This window comes from Myroides sp., from assembly GCF_032073645.1.
In the GTDB taxonomy this organism is placed as follows: Bacteria; Bacteroidota; Bacteroidia; order Flavobacteriales; family Flavobacteriaceae; genus Flavobacterium; species Flavobacterium odoratimimum.
In genome coordinates this window covers 45358-66419 of sequence record NZ_DAMANB010000005.1, presented here as the reverse complement: position 1 = coordinate 66419, position 21062 = coordinate 45358, and the positions used below count along the sequence as shown (strand labels likewise).

Annotated in this window: 20 protein-coding genes; 14 read left to right on the top strand and 6 right to left on the bottom strand. The window is 35.2% G+C overall.

Annotated elements, in window-relative coordinates; all coding sequences use genetic code 11:
- Positions 1-46: 46 nt before the first annotated feature.
- Positions 47-787 (top strand): hypothetical protein, encoded by a 741-nt coding sequence (locus RT228_RS05295; protein WP_039330063.1) that lies wholly within the window; start codon positions 47-49, stop codon positions 785-787.
- A gap of 102 nt (positions 788-889) precedes the next feature.
- On the opposite strand, the gene bshA is transcribed toward RT228_RS05295, so the two are convergent.
- Positions 890-2017 (bottom strand): N-acetyl-alpha-D-glucosaminyl L-malate synthase BshA, encoded by a 1128-nt coding sequence (gene bshA / locus RT228_RS05290; protein ID WP_006258317.1) that lies wholly within the window; start codon positions 2015-2017, stop codon positions 890-892.
- 197 nt (positions 2018-2214) lie between these two features.
- Here bshA and RT228_RS05285 point away from each other — a divergent pair, with 197 nt between their 5' ends.
- Entirely contained in the window at positions 2215-2859 is a 645-nt protein-coding gene (locus RT228_RS05285) for a suppressor of fused domain protein (protein WP_059051596.1), read from the top strand.
- A gap of 61 nt (positions 2860-2920) precedes the next feature.
- Here RT228_RS05285 and RT228_RS05280 read toward each other — a convergent pair whose 3' ends face one another.
- Together RT228_RS05280 and RT228_RS05275 are read right to left on the bottom strand one after the other, a co-directional pair.
- Positions 2921-3313, bottom strand: coding sequence for a hypothetical protein (locus RT228_RS05280; protein WP_016649076.1), 393 nt, complete (start codon positions 3311-3313; stop codon positions 2921-2923).
- Positions 3314-3318: 5 nt separating this feature from the next.
- Positions 3319-4689, bottom strand: coding sequence for an MFS transporter (locus RT228_RS05275; protein ID WP_059051595.1), 1371 nt, complete (start codon positions 4687-4689; stop codon positions 3319-3321).
- Between the two features lie 83 nt (positions 4690-4772).
- Here RT228_RS05275 and RT228_RS05270 point away from each other — a divergent pair, with 83 nt between their 5' ends.
- Positions 4773-5630, top strand: coding sequence for a helix-turn-helix domain-containing protein (locus RT228_RS05270; protein WP_039330069.1), 858 nt, complete (start codon positions 4773-4775; stop codon positions 5628-5630).
- Between the two features lie 8 nt (positions 5631-5638).
- On the opposite strand, the gene RT228_RS05265 is transcribed toward RT228_RS05270, so the two are convergent.
- Positions 5639-6451 carry an SMI1/KNR4 family protein gene (locus RT228_RS05265; RefSeq protein ID WP_039330075.1) on the bottom strand — a complete coding sequence of 271 codons (813 nt, stop codon included), beginning with the start codon at positions 6449-6451 and terminating at the stop codon, positions 5639-5641.
- A gap of 161 nt (positions 6452-6612) precedes the next feature.
- Here RT228_RS05265 and RT228_RS05260 point away from each other — a divergent pair, with 161 nt between their 5' ends.
- The 5 genes from RT228_RS05260 to RT228_RS05240 all read left to right on the top strand — a co-directional run bounded on the left by RT228_RS05260 (position 6613) and on the right by RT228_RS05240 (position 11621).
- Entirely contained in the window at positions 6613-7005 is a 393-nt protein-coding gene (locus RT228_RS05260) for a RidA family protein (RefSeq protein ID WP_016649073.1), read from the top strand.
- Positions 7006-7168: 163 nt separating this feature from the next.
- On the top strand, positions 7169-7408 hold the full coding sequence (locus RT228_RS05255; RefSeq protein ID WP_016649072.1) for a type II toxin-antitoxin system ParD family antitoxin: 240 nt from the start codon (positions 7169-7171) through the stop codon (positions 7406-7408).
- 5 nt (positions 7409-7413) lie between these two features.
- Entirely contained in the window at positions 7414-7713 is a 300-nt protein-coding gene (locus RT228_RS05250) for a type II toxin-antitoxin system RelE/ParE family toxin (RefSeq protein WP_016649071.1), read from the top strand.
- A gap of 564 nt (positions 7714-8277) precedes the next feature.
- Complete coding sequence (locus tag RT228_RS05245; protein ID WP_016649070.1) at positions 8278-9486, top strand: PepSY-associated TM helix domain-containing protein; 1209 nt, start codon at positions 8278-8280, stop codon at positions 9484-9486.
- 11 nt (positions 9487-9497) lie between these two features.
- Positions 9498-11621 (top strand): outer membrane beta-barrel family protein, encoded by a 2124-nt coding sequence (locus tag RT228_RS05240; RefSeq protein WP_059051196.1) that lies wholly within the window; start codon positions 9498-9500, stop codon positions 11619-11621.
- A 99-nt stretch (positions 11622-11720) separates the two neighbouring features.
- On the opposite strand, the gene RT228_RS05235 is transcribed toward RT228_RS05240, so the two are convergent.
- Positions 11721-13196: a DASS family sodium-coupled anion symporter gene (locus tag RT228_RS05235; RefSeq protein ID WP_059051193.1), complete on the bottom strand. Its 1476-nt coding sequence runs from the start codon at positions 13194-13196 to the stop codon at positions 11721-11723.
- A gap of 380 nt (positions 13197-13576) precedes the next feature.
- Between RT228_RS05235 and RT228_RS05230 the strand changes: the two genes are divergently transcribed.
- Genes RT228_RS05230 through RT228_RS05205 form a run of 6 tightly spaced genes read left to right on the top strand, consistent with a single transcriptional unit; the run spans position 13577 to position 19749 of the window.
- Positions 13577-14182, top strand: a complete 606-nt coding sequence (locus RT228_RS05230; protein ID WP_059051191.1) for a CDP-alcohol phosphatidyltransferase family protein — start codon at positions 13577-13579, stop codon at positions 14180-14182.
- On the top strand, positions 14183-14974 hold the full coding sequence (locus RT228_RS05225; RefSeq protein ID WP_059051189.1) for a phosphatidate cytidylyltransferase: 792 nt from the start codon (positions 14183-14185) through the stop codon (positions 14972-14974).
- Positions 14962-15996, top strand: a complete 1035-nt coding sequence (locus tag RT228_RS05220; protein WP_059051187.1) for a patatin-like phospholipase family protein — start codon at positions 14962-14964, stop codon at positions 15994-15996. Before RT228_RS05225 ends, RT228_RS05220 begins: the two co-directional genes overlap by 13 nt.
- A complete protein-coding gene (locus RT228_RS05215) occupies positions 15993-16748 on the top strand; it encodes an SDR family NAD(P)-dependent oxidoreductase (protein ID WP_059051185.1) in 756 nt (251 codons plus the stop codon). The genes RT228_RS05220 and RT228_RS05215 overlap by 4 nt, the downstream gene beginning before the upstream one ends.
- Positions 16730-18019 carry a phosphatase PAP2 family protein gene (locus RT228_RS05210; RefSeq protein WP_059051183.1) on the top strand — a complete coding sequence of 430 codons (1290 nt, stop codon included), beginning with the start codon at positions 16730-16732 and terminating at the stop codon, positions 18017-18019. Before RT228_RS05215 ends, RT228_RS05210 begins: the two co-directional genes overlap by 19 nt.
- A gap of 23 nt (positions 18020-18042) precedes the next feature.
- Positions 18043-19749, top strand: a complete 1707-nt coding sequence (locus RT228_RS05205; RefSeq protein ID WP_059051181.1) for a bifunctional alpha/beta hydrolase/class I SAM-dependent methyltransferase — start codon at positions 18043-18045, stop codon at positions 19747-19749.
- 337 nt (positions 19750-20086) lie between these two features.
- Here RT228_RS05205 and RT228_RS05200 read toward each other — a convergent pair whose 3' ends face one another.
- Positions 20087-20914, bottom strand: a complete 828-nt coding sequence (locus RT228_RS05200) for a DUF5694 domain-containing protein (protein WP_059051177.1) — start codon at positions 20912-20914, stop codon at positions 20087-20089.
- Positions 20915-21062 lie beyond the last annotated feature (148 nt).

Here is a 21062-nt window from a genome sequence, read left to right as displayed (position 1 = left end):
TTTTGATATAAAATACTTATTATCAACTATTAAAACCAACAACATTATGGCTAGAATTAATTCCAAAAAACTCCTAGTAGGTATAATAGGACCTATTTATGGAAAAGAACACAGAGGCAAGCAGATATTCCAAACAAGGCCTAATCGTTCAAAACAAGACAAATCAAAAAATCACAATGCAAAATTAATGCGAAGTGTATCTCATAACTCTTCCTTTATTCGACAGGTAATCGAGATTCATTTAAACAAAAGACATGAGAGCTATATGCATTCTCGATTTTTAGGGCACCTCATGAGTATCATGCACCAGGAGGATAAGATTGATTTTAAACAAAGGTCGATTTTTTCGGTCAATTGTAAAGCACTCGAAGGTTTTGAGTTCAATAGAAAAGCTCTGTTTAAAGACACTTTCCTCGAAAGAATTATTGTACAACACACAGACAAAGAAGTACTGCAAGTACAGGTACCTTCTTTTATTCCAAAAGAACAAGTGGTCTTCCCAAAAGGTTGTACAGATGCACTCCTGCGCATTAGAGCCTTTGCGATACACCCTGACAACGACTTATCCAAAGAAGGACCACTTAGAGAGCTAAATATAGAATTTTCGATACATGATTCTATTGTAAACGAAACTGACTGGTTGTGTAATTGTATTGATACGGATGAAAAATTTGAGCTTTTAGTAGCAGATATACAGTTCTTTTACCCTATCAATAATACTGCACAAAGGTTAACTTTATATAATACAAAAGAATATAACCCTAGTATGGTTATCTATGCTAAATAGAGGTATTTGTACTTTGGTTTACTGATAAAGAAGATGATACCAAAATACACAGCAAATAAAAGGGAGTCAATCACTTGACTCCCTTTTCTATTTAAAGTATTCTTACTTCTTCTCTATCGCAGCACGATAAATATCTTCGTATAGAGGTACGACCTTATCTATACTGAATTTCTTCGCTACTTCTCTTGCGCGTTCTTTAAAACCACATAGCGTATCTTGATCTTTTACGATCTTCAATGCATTCGCTACCATATCCTCTACATCTCCTACATTACTAAGATATCCTGATACACCATGCTCATTCACCTCAGGAAGACCTCCCGTATTACTAGAGATAACAGGTACTCCCATCGCCATTGCTTCTAAGGCTGCTAGACCGAAGCTCTCTGTCTCTGATGGCAATAAGAATAGATCAGAATAAGATAAGATATGCTCTATCTCATTACTATTACCGAAGAAGATAATCTTATCATAGATTCCCAATTCTAATGCTTGGCGTTCTGCACGCTCTTTCTCAGGCCCGTCCCCTACTAACATCAGTTTAGCAGGTCTCTCTTTTTGGATTCCATAAAAGATAGAGACTACATCTTCGATGCGTTTCACCTTTCTGAAGTTACTGATATGCGTTACGATCACCTCATCTTTACCAGCCATAGCACTACGCTTACACGGTGTGTCTTCACAGTCTAATTCTTTTACCTCTATAAAGTTAGGAATGACATGAATCTCCTTTTCAGTACCAAACAGGCAGTGAGTAGATTCTTTTAAAGATTGAGATACAGAAGTCACATAATCAGAATTATTGATGCTAAAGCTCACTGCAGTCTTATAGTTCGGGTGATTTCCTACTAAAGTAATATCTGTACCATGTAGTGTTGTAATCATCGGTAGATTAATCCCTTGTTCTTTCAACATCTGCTTCGCCATATACCCTGCATAAGCATGAGGAATAGCATAGTGTACATGCAGTACATCGATCTTGAATAGTTTCACCATATCCACTAATTTACTTGACAAGGCAAGTTCATAAGGCTGATAATGGAATAATGGATACTCAGGAACATTTACTTCGTGATAAAATATATTAGGATTTAGCAAGGCTAAACGCACTGGTTGGCTATAAGTAATAAAATGCACTTCGTGATTTCTTTTCGCTAATTCCAACCCTAATTCTGTGGCTACTACACCACTACCCCCAAAGGTTGGATAGCATACGATGGCTATTTTCATATAATTAATGCTTGTTTTTTAGAATCCTTAAAGATAATTCTATTATTAATAACATCTCTTGTTTTAACTTTCAACTTTGTTCTATGCCGTCTTTTTTAACAATACACCTCTGTAACACATCCTTTTTAGCTATTTTATTTTAACAAAAAGACTATTTTTGTTAGGCTATAAGACGCATAAAATAACACATAGAAAAAATGACAAAAGAAGAATACCAACAAAAATACAATGAAGAAGATGCAGTGGGATGGGATGCTATCTCTGATCACTTAGCAAAGCAATATGGAGAGCAAGAACCTCAGCACTTCGGCAATGCATTACCTTACTCTTTAGGTGGAGAAAACCCTTTAGATGGATTAAGTGTATATAATAGTGATCAACAGACAGATCATTTCCATATTGTTACCTATGGATTCTCTGACTTATATTATAATGACGAGGCTGTAGACAATGACTTTAGTGGATATGGTTTTGAGTTGACAATGCGTCTAAAAAAACAAGGAGATGAAAACTTTCATTGGGCGATGAACCTTATGAATAACTTGGCTAAATATGTATTTAACTCAGGAAAATGGTTTGAAGAGTTTCATTTTATCCCTACTAATAGCCCTATTCGTTTAGATTACGATACTGATTTAGTAGCCATCGCTTTTGCACTAGACCCAGAACTAGGCTCTTTAGACACTCCTAATGGACGTATAGACTTCTTACAGATGGTTGGTATTACTCAGAAAGAATATGATGCCTTACTAGAAAATCCTAAGACTTCTGAAACAGAAAAACTACTTGAACAATTGCGTCAAGACAATCCTTTGTTGATAGTCGATTTAGATAGAAAGTAGTTAATGGTGGACAGTTTAAGGTTTACGGTTCACTGTAAACCGTAAACTGTGAACCGAGAACCTATAAAACCCAACGCTCCACTAAGCTATACCACATCGCTTTACCTTCTTTTAAGGTAAATACTGCTGATGATTCTCTAACTGTTTTTAAATCATCTGTCTGTTGTATTTCTATATAGTGAACTACTGCATGTCCGAAAGTAGCGTATCCTTCTATATCCTTAACCTCTATTTGTCTTGTTGGAAAGATTCCATAAGCAGTAGTTAACCATTGTGTAAATGTATCATACCCCATACTCTTACCATCTCCGTTAGTCATTACAAATAATGGGTCGAATGTACTTACTATCGCTTGATACAACTCTTCTTTATTAGATGCTGTGCCGTTAAACCAAGTCTGTATATTGATGTGAAAGTCTATTACCTGTTGTTTTCCTAATTCTAAATTACTCATCTTATTTATTTTTGTTTATTGATTTGAGCATAAAAACCTATGCTGATTAATTGTACTAACCCTATTACTGCTATTGCTATCCCAAAGGCTTTAGGATAGTCTAAAGTACTACTTAAACTAAAGAATACAGTACCTATCACTGCTCCTCCTAATACACTGCCTACTTGTATCGTAGTACTCACAATACCTGATGCTTGCCCTACTTGATCTATTGCTATGGACTTAATACTCTCTTTCATCATCACAGGCATTAACAGCCCGTGTCCAAGTCCTGCTGATAGAAATAAGCCATGCATGAATGCGTTCGGTGTACCATATTGACTAAATAATATACCTAACCCTACGAAAGAGATTAATAATAACAATAGTCCTGATCTTATCCAAAAAGAAGCTTGCTTATCTACCTTAGCAAATAAGATTGGCCCTAGAAAGAAACCTATTCCATAAGGCAAAACAGCCATACCAGCTACTAATACATCCCACCCTAGATAAGACTGTAAATAGTAGGGATAACAGATGAATAGCCCTGCGGTAAAATTATAAAACAAGATGATAGGCAAATTATAAGCAAAGGATTTATTACTAAACAAAGAGATAGATAACAAGACAGGTTTTTGGCGTTGTTCTCTATATTGTTCATACTTCACAAAGCTAATAGCAAGTGCTATACTACCTCCTATAATAGCAAATATCCACCACACCCAATCATAGGTTCTTCCATAAATCAAAGGAGTGATAAAACAAAGTAACGCACTAATCACAAGGACTACACCTAAGTAATCTAACTTTTGTTTTTGTACTTTCTCCTTAGGCATAGTAGTATAAATACCGTATAGACAAATAGCTGCCACAGGTACATTTACCAAAAAGATAATCTCCCACGTTAGATTCCACAAATGAATATTTAATAGTACACCACCTAATAATTGTCCTACTATAGCTGCTAAGCCAAATACAGAACCAAAAAGTCCTAAAGCCTTTGCTCGTTCTGATTCGTCAAAGAGGATTCGAATAGAAGCTAATACCTGAGGTGCTAATAAAGAGGCTCCTATTCCTTGCAAAAAACGAGAGAAAATCAACATCTGTACAGAAGGAGAAAATGCACACGCCAAAGAGGAGATTAAGAATATCCACAGCCCTGTCGTAAAGATAGTTCTCCTACCATATATATCACCAAGCTTTCCACTACAGACTACCAGAGCAGCATACGTAAGTCCGTATATCGCAATGACCATCTGCAATTGATTTTCTGTTGCATGGAATGATTCTTTAATAGCAGGCAGTGCCATATTGACAATAAAGTAATCTAAAGGGGATAGAAAAGCTCCTATAACTAAATAGCGTAGAATAGTCCACCTGTTTTTATATTCATTCATATTGTTTATTTTTATTCCTTTGCAAAGGAAACACCCTAGATACAAATTACCTTGTACTTTAAAAGGTTTTTACAGTAAACAATATGACTTCTAAAAACACCTTCGACCCTATTCATATCACAGAACATCTACTGATAGATGATGTTTTTAGTATACAACCAAAAGCGCATCTCACTATCGTGTATATACAAAAGGGAAAAGGGATGAGTCTATATGAAGATCATAAAGTCCCTTTTAAAAAGGGAAAGCTGTTTATTATTCCTTTTGATACACCGTATTCTTTTGAAAGTAAAGATGGCCAAATCCTTGTGATAGAATGTCCTCAGAGCTTTATCATTCAGATTCGCACAGAGGCAGATCGCATAGAGACTTGTGATAATATCAATAAGCTGACCTATATCACACATAACTACCATACTAAAGCGGGATGTGTGTTCCAGTCTGAAGAAGATGCTGTATTTGCAGAACAGTTATTGCTCAGTATTCAACGAGAGCACAATAACCATACACAAGATTATTTAATCATAAGACAATGCATTTCTATCCTACTCAACCTTGTAGCTCGTAACCTTATTCTACACGATTATGAGCAAGTCAATGAGAATAGAAAGGCACAAGATATTATGAAAATGATCACTTATATTCAGCAACACATTGGGCATAAGGAGAAGTTGACTTTAGAAGCGTTAGCCAATGAGTTTAGTATTTCTAAAAACTATCTGGGTGAATATTTTAAGAAACAGACAGGGATATCACTACAAGACTATATCTTAGATTACAAGCTAAAGTTAGTAGAAACTAGGCTTAAGTACAGCAATACCAGATTAAAAGAAATAGCTTTTGAACTAGGCTTTAACGATGAAAGTCATTTGTCTAAATTGTTTAAAAAATATAAACAAATGACTCCCTCACAGTATAAAAAAGAACACCAAAAAGTATAATATGCCTCTTACCAAACTAAATCAGTTAAATCGGTATTATAAATATCAAAAACGCTTACAGAAGAGTTGCGAAACTGTTCTTTTATCAAAGTTTGATACTCTTCTATTTTAGAATTCTCTCTTAACACTGATAAAGATTCGTTGTAACCAAAAGTATACACAGCTTCTTTTGTTTTATCACTATACTCTTTTCTTATCTCAATAGATTGACCATTTAATGTTGCATGAATATTATAAACACTTAACTGCTGATCTTTTAAATAATCTCTCAAATCTTCAAAATTAGGGATATCTTCTATCCACTCTCCTGTATATTCTATACCTAAGACTTCACTTAGTTTATTCTCTTGTTCAGGGCGTAAAACGAAGTTAATCCTTAAAGCTTTTTTATCATTGCTTAATTTACATAAGCTATCATCCTTCAAATTGTTTAAACATCTCTCAAGTAGATCCTCGAAAGCAAAACCAGTTTCTTCTATTTCGTCATCTACCCAATTATAAACTGTTCGATCATCTGTATCATCTGTACGCAACAACCAAAATTCTTCACCTCCATTATCCCCTATCATCACATAGTTCTCTTCTACTTCACCTAAATACCCATTCTGTTCTATCCATTCGTTCTTATTAATGAATAGCCCTTCTATAACATCTTGATAGATACCAATAGTTAACAAGAACTCTCTGTAATAAGGTGGTAACGATCTTGAGATACTTGACTCTAATTCTACTACTTCTTTCTCTTTTAAAGCTTTATAAAACAAATAGTTTTCAAAAGGTGCTATCTCTTTTAAAAATAGTTGATAATTAATAGTTTCCATATTATTATGTTTAGCATAATGAGCAAAAATAACTAAATTTAGAAAACATGTTTACCCCTAAAAACAGCCATTTATCTTATAAAAAAGCTAAAGTTAGTTAGGAAACTTAAATTCAAAAATCAATAGATTAATTTCGCGCGTGAAACAATAATTTATAGCGGATGAATACAAAAATACAAAGACTTAATCCTAGCACTTTAGCAGCACCAGTGGGAAGATATTCTCATGTGACTGTGGTTCCTAAAGGAGCTAATCTATATACATTCTCAGGACAAATAGGTACAGATGCGATGGGGAATATCCCTTCTACATTTAATGCGCAAGTACAAAACACATTTATGAATATCATCCAAGTATTAGGTAGTCAAAAACTAACTGCTGATGATGTTATTAAAGTTAATATTTGGGCGACACAAGAGATAGACTGGGACTTCTTCTACGAAGTTTGGGATAACACTTTTGGTACAGATTACCCATCTATGACTGTTGGGTATATCACAGCACTAGGATTGCCAGAGATTCAATTAGAAATAGAAATATGGGCTGCAAAGTAGTCGTTTAGATTGATACATAATAAGTAATTCGCAAGAGTTGGCTCAGTTGGGTCAACTCTTTTTTCTTATAAGCCTCCTAACACACTGAAAATAAATACTAAATAAAAGTAAATGCGCTATCTAAAATTACCAAATTTTGGTAACTTTGATAAAAATAGAAGTTATGGGACGTAATACATCAGTATCATTAGGAGACTACTTTGAAGGTTTTGTTGAAGCTAAAATAAATGAAGGTCGTTATAAAAATGCTAGTGAGATCATTCGCGCTGGTCTACGTCTTCTTGAGAAAGAAGAAAATGAGATACAAGTATTAAGAAATGCTATACAAGAAGGAATTGATAGTGGAATAGCTGCAGACTTTGACCCTAACAACCATCTAAAAGCTTTAAAGGCTAACAAATAGAAATAATGGCAAAGTATATTTTGACTAACCGTGCGGTTAAGGATCTCTCCGAAATTTGGTCATATACTTTTGAAGCATGGTCTGAGCATCAAGCTAATAAATATTATACTCTATTAATTGAAACTTGTCAGAAAATAACCAATAATCCAACTCTTGGAAAAAGTTACGCCAGGATAAATACACATCTCTTAGGTTTTGCTATAGGTAAACATATTATATTCTATCAAATACTACAGAATAAAGATATTTTAGTCATTCGCTTCTTACACGAACGAATGGACTTAAAAAACATTTTGAAAGAATAGTACTGATATAATTACATTCTCCAAGTCTACCTAACAAGAACTATCCTCCTATTAAAAAGTAACTAAATCGTCTTTTACTTCTTCTTCTATTAGGACTCTCGTTAGCTTTATTAAAAAAGATAAATACAATGACAAAATCAAAAGACGAGAGTCAAAATTCATAAATCCACCTTTCAACTATTTTCTTACAGATACACTATTTCTTAATTAAATCCTTTTAAAACACTGTATTATAGACTTTTAAACCTATATTCAAAATTAGTGATTTTTCAATTATTCCTTTCTCTTTAAACCTATAAGTCTGATAGGTAAACTTAAAATTGCAATAGGCATTTAGATGAAAAGAGCTATGCCTTAGAATTACTTTGTAGTATTTATCTAATGTGGATATTGGGTTAAACTAACTAACTATAAAAACCTACAAAATATTGTTTACACCTACTAATAATCAACTTATTATAAAATACTTCTCATTTAGGACAAACTTATACTTAGAATGATTATAAATAATTATATATTTGCGACACCCTAATTATATTTATTAAATCTAAATAATTGATTATTATGCAAACTGATAAGCCCAAGAAAACCAAGGGGATTTTCAAAAAGTATATGCTTAAACTCCACTTGTGGTTAGGACTACTGTCAGGTATAATTGTACTTATCGTATCACTTACAGGAACTGTTTTTGTCTTCAACGAGGATATCTCTACCTATCTTAAACAAGACATGATCTATCATGGCGAACAAGATATTGAAAATAAAAAACCGATTCCTATTCGTGAACTAAAAGAACTAGTTAATGCACAATTAGTTAACGAAGAAGTTCCAGCAGAGGAAGTAACAATCCCAATGGATCCTACTCGTTCTTATCAATTTGGATTGTTTAAAGCCAATCCGGAAGGATGGAATTATTTCGATACTTATCTCGTTTTTAAAACAGTCTATGTCAATCAGTATACAGGAGAAGTAATTGCTGTCGATGACCTATTGAAAAGCCCTTTCTTCTTCACTATGATTCTTCACCGCTCATTACTTTTGAGTAATGCTGTAGGAGGTACTATAGTAGGTGTAGCTACTATAATCTTTGTGATTATGCTAATCACAGGGATTATACTATGGTGGCCTAAGAATAAGAATATGCGTAAACAACGCTTTTGGTTTAGATGGAAGAAAGTAAAAGGTTGGCGCCGTAAAAATTATGACGTTCACAATATACTTGGATTTTACTCTTCGGCTCTAGCTTTAATAGTGGCTATTACAGGGATTATGTACTCTTTCCGTATTACTATGAGTTGGGTCTACTTCTTAATCAACGGGTTTTCTATGTATGCACCAGACTTTAGTCATTATAAGACTACAGCTCCTGAGTCTATGGAAACTCCAACAACAGTAGATCGCATAGCTGCAACTGTAAAAGAGCACTACCCTAATGCTTTCTCCTTTGGTATTGACTTAGAAGATCATGAGAACGCTGATCATCATCACGATAATATGACCATTCGCGTTAAAGATCACGAATTCAAATATAATGACTCACATACCATGATATTTGACGAACACTCTGGAGAGCTATTGTTCAATAGATCTCATGGAGAACGATTATTAGCAGAACGAGCTACTGGTGCTACTTATGATTTGCACGTAGGAGCTTTCTTTGGTATGCCTGGAAAAATAATTGCTTTTATCCTTAGCTTATTCTGTGCCTCTCTTCCTATTACAGGTTTTGTTATCTACTGGGGAAGACGCAATAAAAAAAAGACTACTAAATAATTTTTAAAACAATGAAAAGACCATATATATGGCTGCTATCACTATGCAGCCTGGGTACCTATGCCCAAACAGAAGCACAATTAGACAGTATACTCAACGCATTTAATACAAACCTTGGCGAAGTATTAATCACTACTAAAGCTCCTGTATTCCAACAGAAAGCTGACAAAATGGTGTTTAGTGTAGAGAATAGTGCTTTATCAGATGGAAGTACAGTACTTGAAGTTCTTGGAAGAGCTCCAGGAGTGGTTGTATCTCAAGAAGGTGAATTGTCTCTGAGAGGTAAAAAAGGAGTTAGTGTAATGCTAAATGGAAAACTGAGTTCTCTATCTGCAAAAGAACTAGCTAACCTCTTGAGATCAACCAACTCTTCTCAAGTTAAAAATATAGAGATTATCGCTAACCCATCTGCTAAATATGATGCTGCTGGTAATGCTGGTATTATCAATATTGTATTAAAAAAGTATAAAATGGAAGGGCTGAAAGGAAGCTCTTTTGTCAATGCAGGTCGAGGACGTAAAAACCGCCTTAATGCAGGATTTAATCTAGGGTATACGCATGAGAAACTAAGTCTATTTGGAGACTATAGCTATACTTTTAGAGGGGAAGAAGAACACAAGCATTATCTTCAAGACTTCTACAACACTACTAATCCTTCTGTGATAGACCGACACAGTGAACAACGCTTCACTAGTAATGAGCCTCTTACTTCTAATAACTTCAAATTTGGAGTGGATTACGCTCTATCTTCTAAAACAACTGTGGGCTTCTTATTCGATGCTAAAATCGGGAGATATGAAGATTATTCTAAAGGATATAATATGATATATGCTCCTGTAGAAACATTGAATTCACATGTTAATACAGACAACGGAAATAAAGAGCATTGGTATGATTACACATTTAACTTAACTGCCACTCATTTATTCAATGATAAGGGTAGTAAAGTAGATGTAGATTTAGAATATGAGACTTCTAAGTTTAGATCTGAACAATCTCAATTAGCTGACGTTTTATTAAATAACTCAAATGCTTCATATAGAAATAGACGCGGATATATTCCTTCACAGTTTAAGGTATTTAATGGTAAATTAGACTTTACCTTACCTCTTGATGATAAGCACGCTTTAGAGACAGGATGGAAGTCAATTGTCAAATCAAATGACAACCCATCTGTTTATGAATTCCAAAATAACTCAGGGTGGGAAGTAGATCCTGCTTCAACAAATCACTATAAATACAATGAACAGATACACGCTGCTTATGCTAACTACAAGCTTAGTTTAGAGCATTGGAGTTTTCAGGTAGGATTGCGTTCAGAGTTTACACAAACCGAAATAGACCAAAAAACAACTAAAGAATACAGTAAAAACGATTATACTAAACTATTCCCTAGTGCCTCTATCAAGTACGAAACAGATAACGCACATGGCTTCTATGCTTCGTATAGTAAACGTATTAATAGACCGAGTCACTTTGACTTAAATCCATTCCGTTTTTACGATGATCCTTTTAACTATTGGCAAGGGAATCCTAAGTTAAAACCTGAGATAACACACGCTTCTGAAGTAGGATATACATGGAGTAAGTACCTTATCGCAAATGTGTACTTCAGTGTGACGAACGATGTGATGACCAATGTGTATAATTACCAAGCAGATACAGGTATCTTAGTAAGTACTCAAGAAAACTTAAACAAATCTTATCACTATGGTGCGAATGTAACAGGTACAGTAAGCCCTACAGAATGGTGGTCTATGAGTAATATGTTTAATTTGTTTAACAACAAATATGAAGGAAACTATCAAGGAACAGAAATCAACAGTTCACAAGTAGCTTTCACTTTTAACTCTCAAAACAACTTTACCATTATTAAAGGATTAAAAGCCGATGTCAATGCACAGTATTTCTCTAAGTCAAACTTAGGTCTATACAAAAGAGACAGTTACTTTGACTTAACAATCGGTTTATCTAAAGCCCTATTAGAAGACAAAGCAACTATTAAACTAGCTGTAACAGATGTTCTAAATACTGTGAACTATAATGTAATAGGAGATAACTTCAATTCTAATATTCGCAAGAAATATGATCTAGATAGTCGAATAGCTACTTTATCATTTAACTATAAGTTTTAATCTAATTAAGGAGATTCTATCTCATTATACTTCATTGATTTATACACAAAAGCCAGTCAATCTCGACTGGCTTTTGCTTATATAATAAGTCTTATTCTCTTACCAATACCCTAGTGCTTTCCACCATAGGCCTCCTACTAGAATAAATATAATTAGGTTAACCACACTAGTTACAAAACCTACTTTCCACCATTCTCCTAATGTTGTATATCCTGTTCCGAAGATAATCGGGGCTGTACCTGTACCATAATGTGTAAGTGACATCATTATAGATGATGAGAATCCTAGTACTAATGCCCATAACATCTCAGGTGCTCCAAGAGCTATACCTGCTGCGAAAAAGGCTGCAAACATCGCTGTAATATGCGCTGTAGTACTTGCAAAGAAATAGTGAGAATATACATATACTAGAAGCAGTATAAGCGTAGCTGGTATCCACGATAATCCTAATCCTGCAATACCTTTTCCTACTGTTGTAGCGAGCCATCCTACTAGACCTAGTTTACCTAAGAAACCTGCCATCATTACTAAAGCTGCAAACCATACTATCGTATCCCAAGCCCCTGTATTTTTTAATATATCTTCCCAAGTTAATACACCTGTGACAATAAGAATTCCCAATCCTAAGAAAGCTGCCGCTGTTGGTTGAACAGCAAAAGTATCTCCAAAAATCATTGCCGGAACTCCTGCCCATAACAATAACAAGGTGGTAAACACTCCCATTGTAATATACTCAGGTAAAGAAATAGGCCCTAACTCATCTAATTGCTTTTTAGCAAATACTGGAGCATCAGGTGTTTTCTTTATCTCTGGTGGATAAATCATATAAATCACTAAAGGCATCACGATTAAAGCTACTAAACCTGGTACTAAAGCTGCTAGTGCCCACATTCCCCATGTTATAGTGATTCCAGCAGTAGTACCTGCTAGCACCAAACTAACAATTAATGGATTAGGAGCTGTAGCGGTAATAAACATCGCTGAAGTAATAGGATTGGCATTATAGTTCACTAGTGCTAAATAACGTCCTATCTTTTCAGCAGACCCTTTCTCTGGTCTAGAGCCAAAACTCACTGCGATAGAACGCATAATAGGGTGTATAATTCCTCCTCCCCTTGCGGTATTACTTGGTGTTACAGGAGCTAAGATTGTTTCGGCAAAAGACAGTGCATACGCAATCCCTAGTGTTCTTTTACCAAACAAGGAAATAAGGAAATATCCTATTCTAGCACCTAAGCCTGTTTTCTTTAAACTTATAGAGATCATCACTGCTACTCCAATAAGCCAAATTAAATCATTTGAAAAACCACTTAAAGCATCTGCTAAAGCTGCTTTAGAGTTATCTGGATTAGTTACACCTGTTATGGCTACTAAGGCTATCGCTACAATAGACACTGCTCCGATAGGTAGCGCCTTTCCAATAATAGCTGCGATAGTTCCAACGAATAATGCTAACAACTGCCACGCATTAGGACTAACGCCTTCTGGAACAGGGATAACAAACCAAATAATTAAAGTGATAGCGACCGCGATTAACGCTGGTACGGGTTTGATAGGTTCTAATTTACTTGCCATACGAGTAATTGATTTCTGTAGTAAGTTATAATCCCCAAATGAGTAAATACAATCTTAGTATAAAAGGGATATTTTTCACTACTTTTATTTATAATCTAAAATCAACAAAAATGCCAAACACACATTTTGTACAATATTTTTTTAGTTTTTTTATAACAAATAAGCACACTTAACTGTTATAATAGTATGTTTGTTATTTCTATTTTTCACTATTAAAGATAACACTTTATTATATAATATTTTTAGTTTCCAATCAATTTTTAACTACAAAAATCGAATTAACTACAACCTTAACACTATAAAATAATTAAAAAAACACATTCATTAACGTTTTTTAATATTATAATTCCGTTAATCCTTTATTAATAAAATCGTAAACTATGATATCCGTATATAAGATAAAGCCCTATTTTCAGAAATCGCTAATGCCAATACTAAATGCATTACACAAAAAGAAAATCACAGCTAATCAGATTACTGTATTCGCTATTGTCTTCTCTTTTGTATTAGCTGTGTTATTTTGGTATGCAGATAGCTACCACTTCTTCTTTCTTTGTTTACCTATCGGATTGGTTATTCGCATGGCATTAAATGCATTAGATGGCATGATGGCTAGGTTGTATAATCAGACTTCTAAGAAAGGCGAATTACTCAACGAGGTAGGTGATATTTTATCTGACTTTATCTTATTTATTCCTTTATTAAAGTTTCAACCAGAGAGCACCTATTTGATTGTCTTATTTATAGGCTTGAGTATTATCAATGAGTTCGCAGGGCTAATGGGAAAGATATTAGGTGGAGAGAGAAGATATGATGGTCCTATGGGCAAAAGCGATAGAGCATTAGTATTGGGAATATATGGATTACTGCTATTCTTAGATATTAATCTTAGTGGAGCGTCTTTCTATATCTTTATCGTTATCAATTTACTATTACTATTAAGCACAATCACAAGATGCCGCAAAGCACTTAAAAACGCACAATAGATGACAAAGGAAGGAAAGTTTGCAGATGTACCCCTACGCGTTAGGACATGGTGTTATATCGTTGTAGTGTTTGGCCTAGCGCTACTACATCCGTTGAGTTTATTAATGTTCATTATGTTCCTAATCTATTGGGGACAACTAGAGTTATTTACTTTTGCCATCCCTATAGGATCCCTAAAGTTAGGAGTAGCTGTATTGACTACCTTGATTATCACTATTTGTTTATTACTGCTACCTATTGAAGAGAGTTTACTTACTATACTTGGCTTAAGTATGATTGTTTCTGCTGGTATATACCTAAAATATAGAAACTATGCTTTCTTCTTAGTGATCATGACCATTTACCTGCTATCTACTGCGATATTATTCTATATCGGATTGGCAAAAGAAGGTTATAAATATCTCATTCTATTAGTTGTCCCAATGGAGCTAAACGATGTGAGTCAATATATGGCTGGCAAACTATTTGGCAAGACTAAGATAACTCCTCATATCAGCCCAAATAAAACACTAGAAGGCGTTATAGGTGGTATTGTGATGACTACAGGTATATTTAACCTGATGTACTATTTACTATTCGGGGAAGCCATTACGCTAAAGACTATTCTACTGGCGATGGCATTGAGTGTTTTAGGTTTTTTAGGAGACCTAACCTTCTCCTTAGTCAAACGAAGAGCAAATGTCAAAGACACAGGTACACTCCTTCCTGGACATGGAGGACTACTAGACCGTGTAGATAGTTTATTATACACCACTCCCCTATTTTATATTGTCATGTTATGGATCAAATAAAACCTTATAATCGCGTAGCGGTGTTCTCTGGTGGCGGAAGTCGCTTTGTGATGTACTGTGGTATGTATGTCGCGATGGTCGAACACAATATTCGACCTGACTTGATCATCTCAACCTGTGGAGCGACTATCTCTACATCGATTATACGCACCTTTAATACACCCGCGGCCATTAAAGAATATCTAGCGTCAGACGAATTTCTGACTGCTGCGATGAATACCTTTTTGACTAATCAGACGAGACTAGACCGCCTTCCGTACTACTGTATCAAGCACAGTAAGAAAAAAGAGAATGCTCCCTATCTATTAGACCTGTTTAGCAAGTATTTTGTTGATCAGCCTCAAAACCTAGATGAGAAATTCCCTTCTCTACTAACTACACATACTGATGCGCCAGAGGTCATTACCCTTGGTTCTGAGATATTATATACACCTAATCGAGTGAACAAAAAGAGAAAGGGCGAGAAAGCCTTTAAGAAAATACTCATTCCTACTGCTAATGTTCCTCTTGATTCATTATATCAATATATTGATCAATATAAATTTGACACAAATAGTGCAGTAGAGAGAGATACGGAATTACTTCTAGGGGTAGAATCTTTAAGAGCGATGCGTATTAGTACCTCTGATATGTTCTATATGGCACCTGCTCAGTATAGAGGCAAACAGTATTTGGGAGGAGCGATAGACCTTATCCCTTTTGAACTAGCCACTACATTAGGTAACGAAATATGGCTAGAACACAAAGCTCCTTATTCAGCCATGGAAGAAGGCTTAGTAAGAGCTGTATTTGGCTACAGTGGGAATGAACGACTTCAACAAGCAGCAGCTATCACAGCCAATAGATTAGACACCAGTGATATGAGACAAAAACTCTCTGGGGGCTATCTAAGCCGTAAGATTAATTGGAGAAAGTTTGCTTTAGAAATACAATTACCCATTTCTAAAGAAGACTGTAAAGAACAGATATTTAGACAATTTGACTATGGATATCAAGTAGTCCTTAATGCATTAAAACAATGAAAAATGTCTTTATCACAGGAGGTACATCAGGTATAGGATGGGCATTAGCTCAGCGTTATTTACAAGAGGGCTATCGTGTAGGTATTGGCAGTCGAAATCCTCACAAAGAAGGACATGACTTCTCTGTACATCCTAATCTAACTGTCTATACAGTAGATGCAACAGACCTACCTCAACTACGAGATGTTATAAACACATTTAGTCAAACTAAGCTTGATATACTGATAGCAGGAGCAGGTAATTATACGGATAGTGCCTTAGAGCATATCTCATGGGAAGATACCAATGCCATGATAGACAATAATATCAAAGCAACCCTAAATGCATTAGAAGTAGCGAGAGACTGTATGCAGGACAACGGAGGAACTATTGTCTGTATCGCTTCGATATCAACCTTTTTAGACTATAATGAAGCAACAATCTACACAAGGTGTAAGCAAGCAGTAGTAGCACTTACCAAAGCGTATCAACGCGCCTATAGAGATAAAGGGATTAAAGTCATCAGTGTGCACCCTGGTTATGTCGCTACACCTAGACTACTAGAACTCAATAGTGATGATTTGTCTAAAAAACAATATGTTATCACTCCTACAGAAGCAGCTGATATCATCTATACTGATATTACACAAGGCAAAGAACTGATAGTCTTTCCTAAAAAGATGTATCGACTAATTCGCTGTTTACAGCTATTCCCTAAAGGAATATTACAACGTATTATGCACAAAAAAGCAAAATGGCAAAAGAAGAAATAACTCCTACTTTTAAACAACGAACCAAAACAATGCTACTCTGTTATGCTGTCTTCATTATTTTATATATGGCAGCACAGTATTACGCTGTATATAGAGCATTGGATTGGTCTGTGACCTTAGCGATAGATCCCTATATCCCATTTATAGAGTGGATGATTATTCCCTATAGTACTAGTGGACTATTCTTCTTACTCGTTTTTTATTGGGTAGATTCTATTTATCAATTGAGATTACTGACTAAGCGTATGTTAGCAGTCACTATAATCGCCTTTATTGGGTTTATTGTATTCCCTATTCAGTTTACAGTAGAGAGACCTTTGCATACAGTGGCTTTGTTTATCCCCCTTTTTGACTTTATCACGACATGGGATACCCATTATAATCAAGCTCCATCACTACATGTAGCCTATGCAGTTGTGTTTATGACTGTTGTAGAACACACTAGAAGATTTAAGGTATTTACCAAAGTCTTCTTACATATCTGGCTTGCCCTAGTAGCGCTCTCTACACTATTTGTCTATCAACATCACACCATTGATTTGATCACAGCCATTCTAGTTTGTTTAGGTACTTTTATCTTTCTACCAAACAAAGAGAAAGCCCTATACCTCAATATAAAAAAAGGATTGATATACTTTGTTTTAGCGACTATGTTATTGGGTGTTGCTTGTTATTCACTTGAGTGCTATACCTCTATTTTATTGCTTTGGATAGCGACTAACCTTATCTATATTGGCATTGCTTATATACAGAATAACATTTATTTCATCAAAGATAAACAAGGACAAATTAACTTGTGGAAATACCTTGTTCTACTGCCTTATATTACAACTTATTATATCCTGAGAAGACTAAACAAAGTCTATTACCCAGTAGAGGTCAAGGAGATGATCCCTCAGCTCTATATCGGATCTTTACTTTCTTCTAAAGAAGCTTCAGCTCATTTTGATTCAAGTGAAGTAATAACCTATGACCTATCTGCTGAGATGAAGGAGAACAGTTATTTATTACATCATTCTGCCTATCACTTTTATCCGCTTTTAGATGTAGGACAGGCCAATCAAGAATATATTCAGCATATCGTAACACATATTATTAACGCGTATCAAAACAAAAAAAACAATACTGTAATCTATATACACTGCGCTATGGGACTGTCTAGAAGCATGACTATAGCGGCTTTAGTTTACGCTTATTATACAGGTTGCACACAAAAAGATGCGCAGGCATATATACAATCTATTAATCAAAACGCTATCTTTAAATTATAAATTGCTATAAAAAACACTAATATATGATAGAAGGAACATTCACTAGCTTTGATAATGCAGCTATATTTTATAGAGCTTGGAGTTACAAAGAAGGACAAAAAACAATGATTGTCCTACATCGTGGACATGAGCATTCTGCTCGTTTAGCAGAGTTTGCACAGAGTGCTCCATTTGCTAATTATAACGTATTTAGTTTTGACTTTAGAGGGCATGGATATACAGAACAGGAAGTATCTCCTAACTTTATGGACTATGTGCGAGACCTAGATGCCTTCGCTCATTACCTAAACCATACCTATCAGATACACTATCACGACACTTTCGTAGTAGCCAATAGTATTGCTGGGGTTATAGCAAGTGCTTGGGTACACGATTACGCTGTTCCTATCGCAGGTATGGCATTACTTGCTCCAGCATTCTCTATTAAACTATACGTTCCTTTGGCTAAAGAAATGATAGCACTGGGTACTAAGTTTAAACCAGATATGATTGTGACAAGCTATGTAAAGTCTAAGGTATTAACTCATGAAAAAGATCAACAAGTAGCTTACGATAGCGACCCGTTAATCACGAAGTTTATCAATGGGCGTATGCTTGTAGACTTATTGGATGCAGGAAAACGCATTGTAGATGATGCAGCGGCTATTACTGTACCTACGATTGTCTTCTCAGCTGGGAAAGATTACGTAGTCAAGAACAAATGGCAACAACGCTTCTTTCACAATCTAAGCAGTGACCTAAGAGAGTTTAAAACACTTAAAGACAGCTTCCACGGTATCTTATTTGAAAAAGGACGTGAACAAGTGTATAAAGACATTGCTAAGTTTATGGAGAAGAGCTTCGCTGCTCCTAAAGTAAAAATCAACCTAAAAGCGGATAAGTTTACTACTGATGAGTACTACCAAATGTTATTTGGTCTATTGCCATCTGTCGAATTGCTATCTTATAAAATCCAGAAGAAACTATTAGGTATAATAGGTCCTCTATCAGAAGGAATGCGATTAGGACTGTTATATGGTTTTGACTCTGGTATCTCTCTTGACTATGTGTATAAAAACACTCCTCAAGGGAAGTTAGGCTTCGGTAAAATAATGGATAAGAACTACCTTAACGCTATCGGATGGGCAGGTATTCGCCAACGAAAAGTTCATCTATTACAACAAATAGACAAACAGATAACGCTGTTACAAGAACAAGGAAAACCTATCAAGATACTAGACGTAGCGGGAGGTACTGGTAATTATTTATTCGACATCAAAGCAAAATACCCTGATGCAGAAATAGTAGTCAATGACTTTAAACGTTCGAATATTGAAGTCGGAGAAGCTTATATCAAACAGCACAATCTAACTGGTATTCGTTTTACGAACTATGATTGTTTTGATCTAAACACTTATCCGCTATTCAACTTTGAGCCAAATATTACTATCATTTCAGGTATTTTTGAATTATTTGATGATAACGATATGATTTGCAATACCATCAAAGGAATAAGTAGTATAGCGACTAACAACAGCGTGATTGTGTACACAGGACAGCCATGGCACCCACAGTTAAAAACAATTGCCTTTGTACTAAAGAGTCACAGAGATACAGACTGGGTAATGCGTCGTCGTTCTCAGTATGAACTTGATAAACTATTCGTTTATAACAGCGTATTTAAACAGAATATGTTAATCGATAACTATGGTATATTCACAGTATCCGTAGGTAAGATTGTCAAATCATAAATAACAAAAGCCCTCATCATCATTGAGGGCTTTTTTATTACCACTCAGATTGCTCTAAGTAGCCTAATTTTGTGAAGGTGTGAAGGTGTGAAATCGCTGTTTTCTGTTCCCCGTTCCCTGTTTTCCGTGACACGCATAATAATGCGTCTCTACATGATGTGACAGATGTTCCTCCTTGCGCAAACTCTCCCGACTTTCCTATTTTCTGTTCCCTGTTTCCCGTTCCATGTTTTCCGTTCCCTGTTTCCCTGTTTCCCGTTCCCTGTTTCCTGTTTCCTGTGACACGCATAGTAATCGTCTCTACATGATGTGACGGATGTACAAAACTCTTAACTAATTACTTAAACTTCTCTAGGTAGTCTAGTGTGTTTACTAACTCATACTTAGGGCTGCGTTCTAACCACATATTAAAGAATGCAGTATGCGTTCCCCCCATTAATATAAATACACGATCATCTTTCGTCAGTGGTATTTGGTTTAGGTTAGAATACATCACTAAGTTACGGTGATAGAATTTAGCTCCTTCATCAGCTCCTTCAGACTTGCCTGGAGAAGACACATGAGTCAGCATATCAGCATTCAGATTAATCAAAGCATCGAATACCTCTTTTTTATTATTGAAGTAAAGCATTTGCTTCACATCCCTCATCTTTTTTTCTCCTTCATCTAATACTTTAAAACAAGCCGCCATATAATCATCATATAATTGCTTATCATTGTATCTTCCTACTTTCTGTGCTATCATATAGTTATATCCTTCAGAATAATCTATACCATATAGTTTATCTACATTAGTTAATCGTCCTAATTCAAAAGCTAATAAAGTTATTTCATTAGGGTTTTTAAATACCTTATTGGGATTTGTCAAGTACTCCTGATAAGACTTGTTTAAACTCTCGTTAGATTCTGGTAATTGCTCTACGATAATCACAGTTGGTTTAAAGGCCGCTAAAGCTCTAGCTACCTCGTGTATCATCTCCTTGTTTTTGGAATTGTGTTCATCGAACTCTGTAGTACTCGCATCAGATGTATACCCCATGTGAAACGTTCCCATATTCAGTACTGGGATAGGGTGTTCTGATTTTAGATTATCGTTTACTTGAGCATTGGCTATTTGCCCTCCCATTAAACACATCGCAAATAAACTGAATAATTTAGTTCTCATAATTGTTTATTTTTTTATAGTTCTATTTTTTTGTTTTTTGGTGATGTCGTAACGTGTATTCTCCCGACTTCCCTATTTCCAATTTCCAGTTTCCAGTTTCCTTAAACTTCTTTAAATATTCTTTTGATTATAGGACAAAGATGAAATA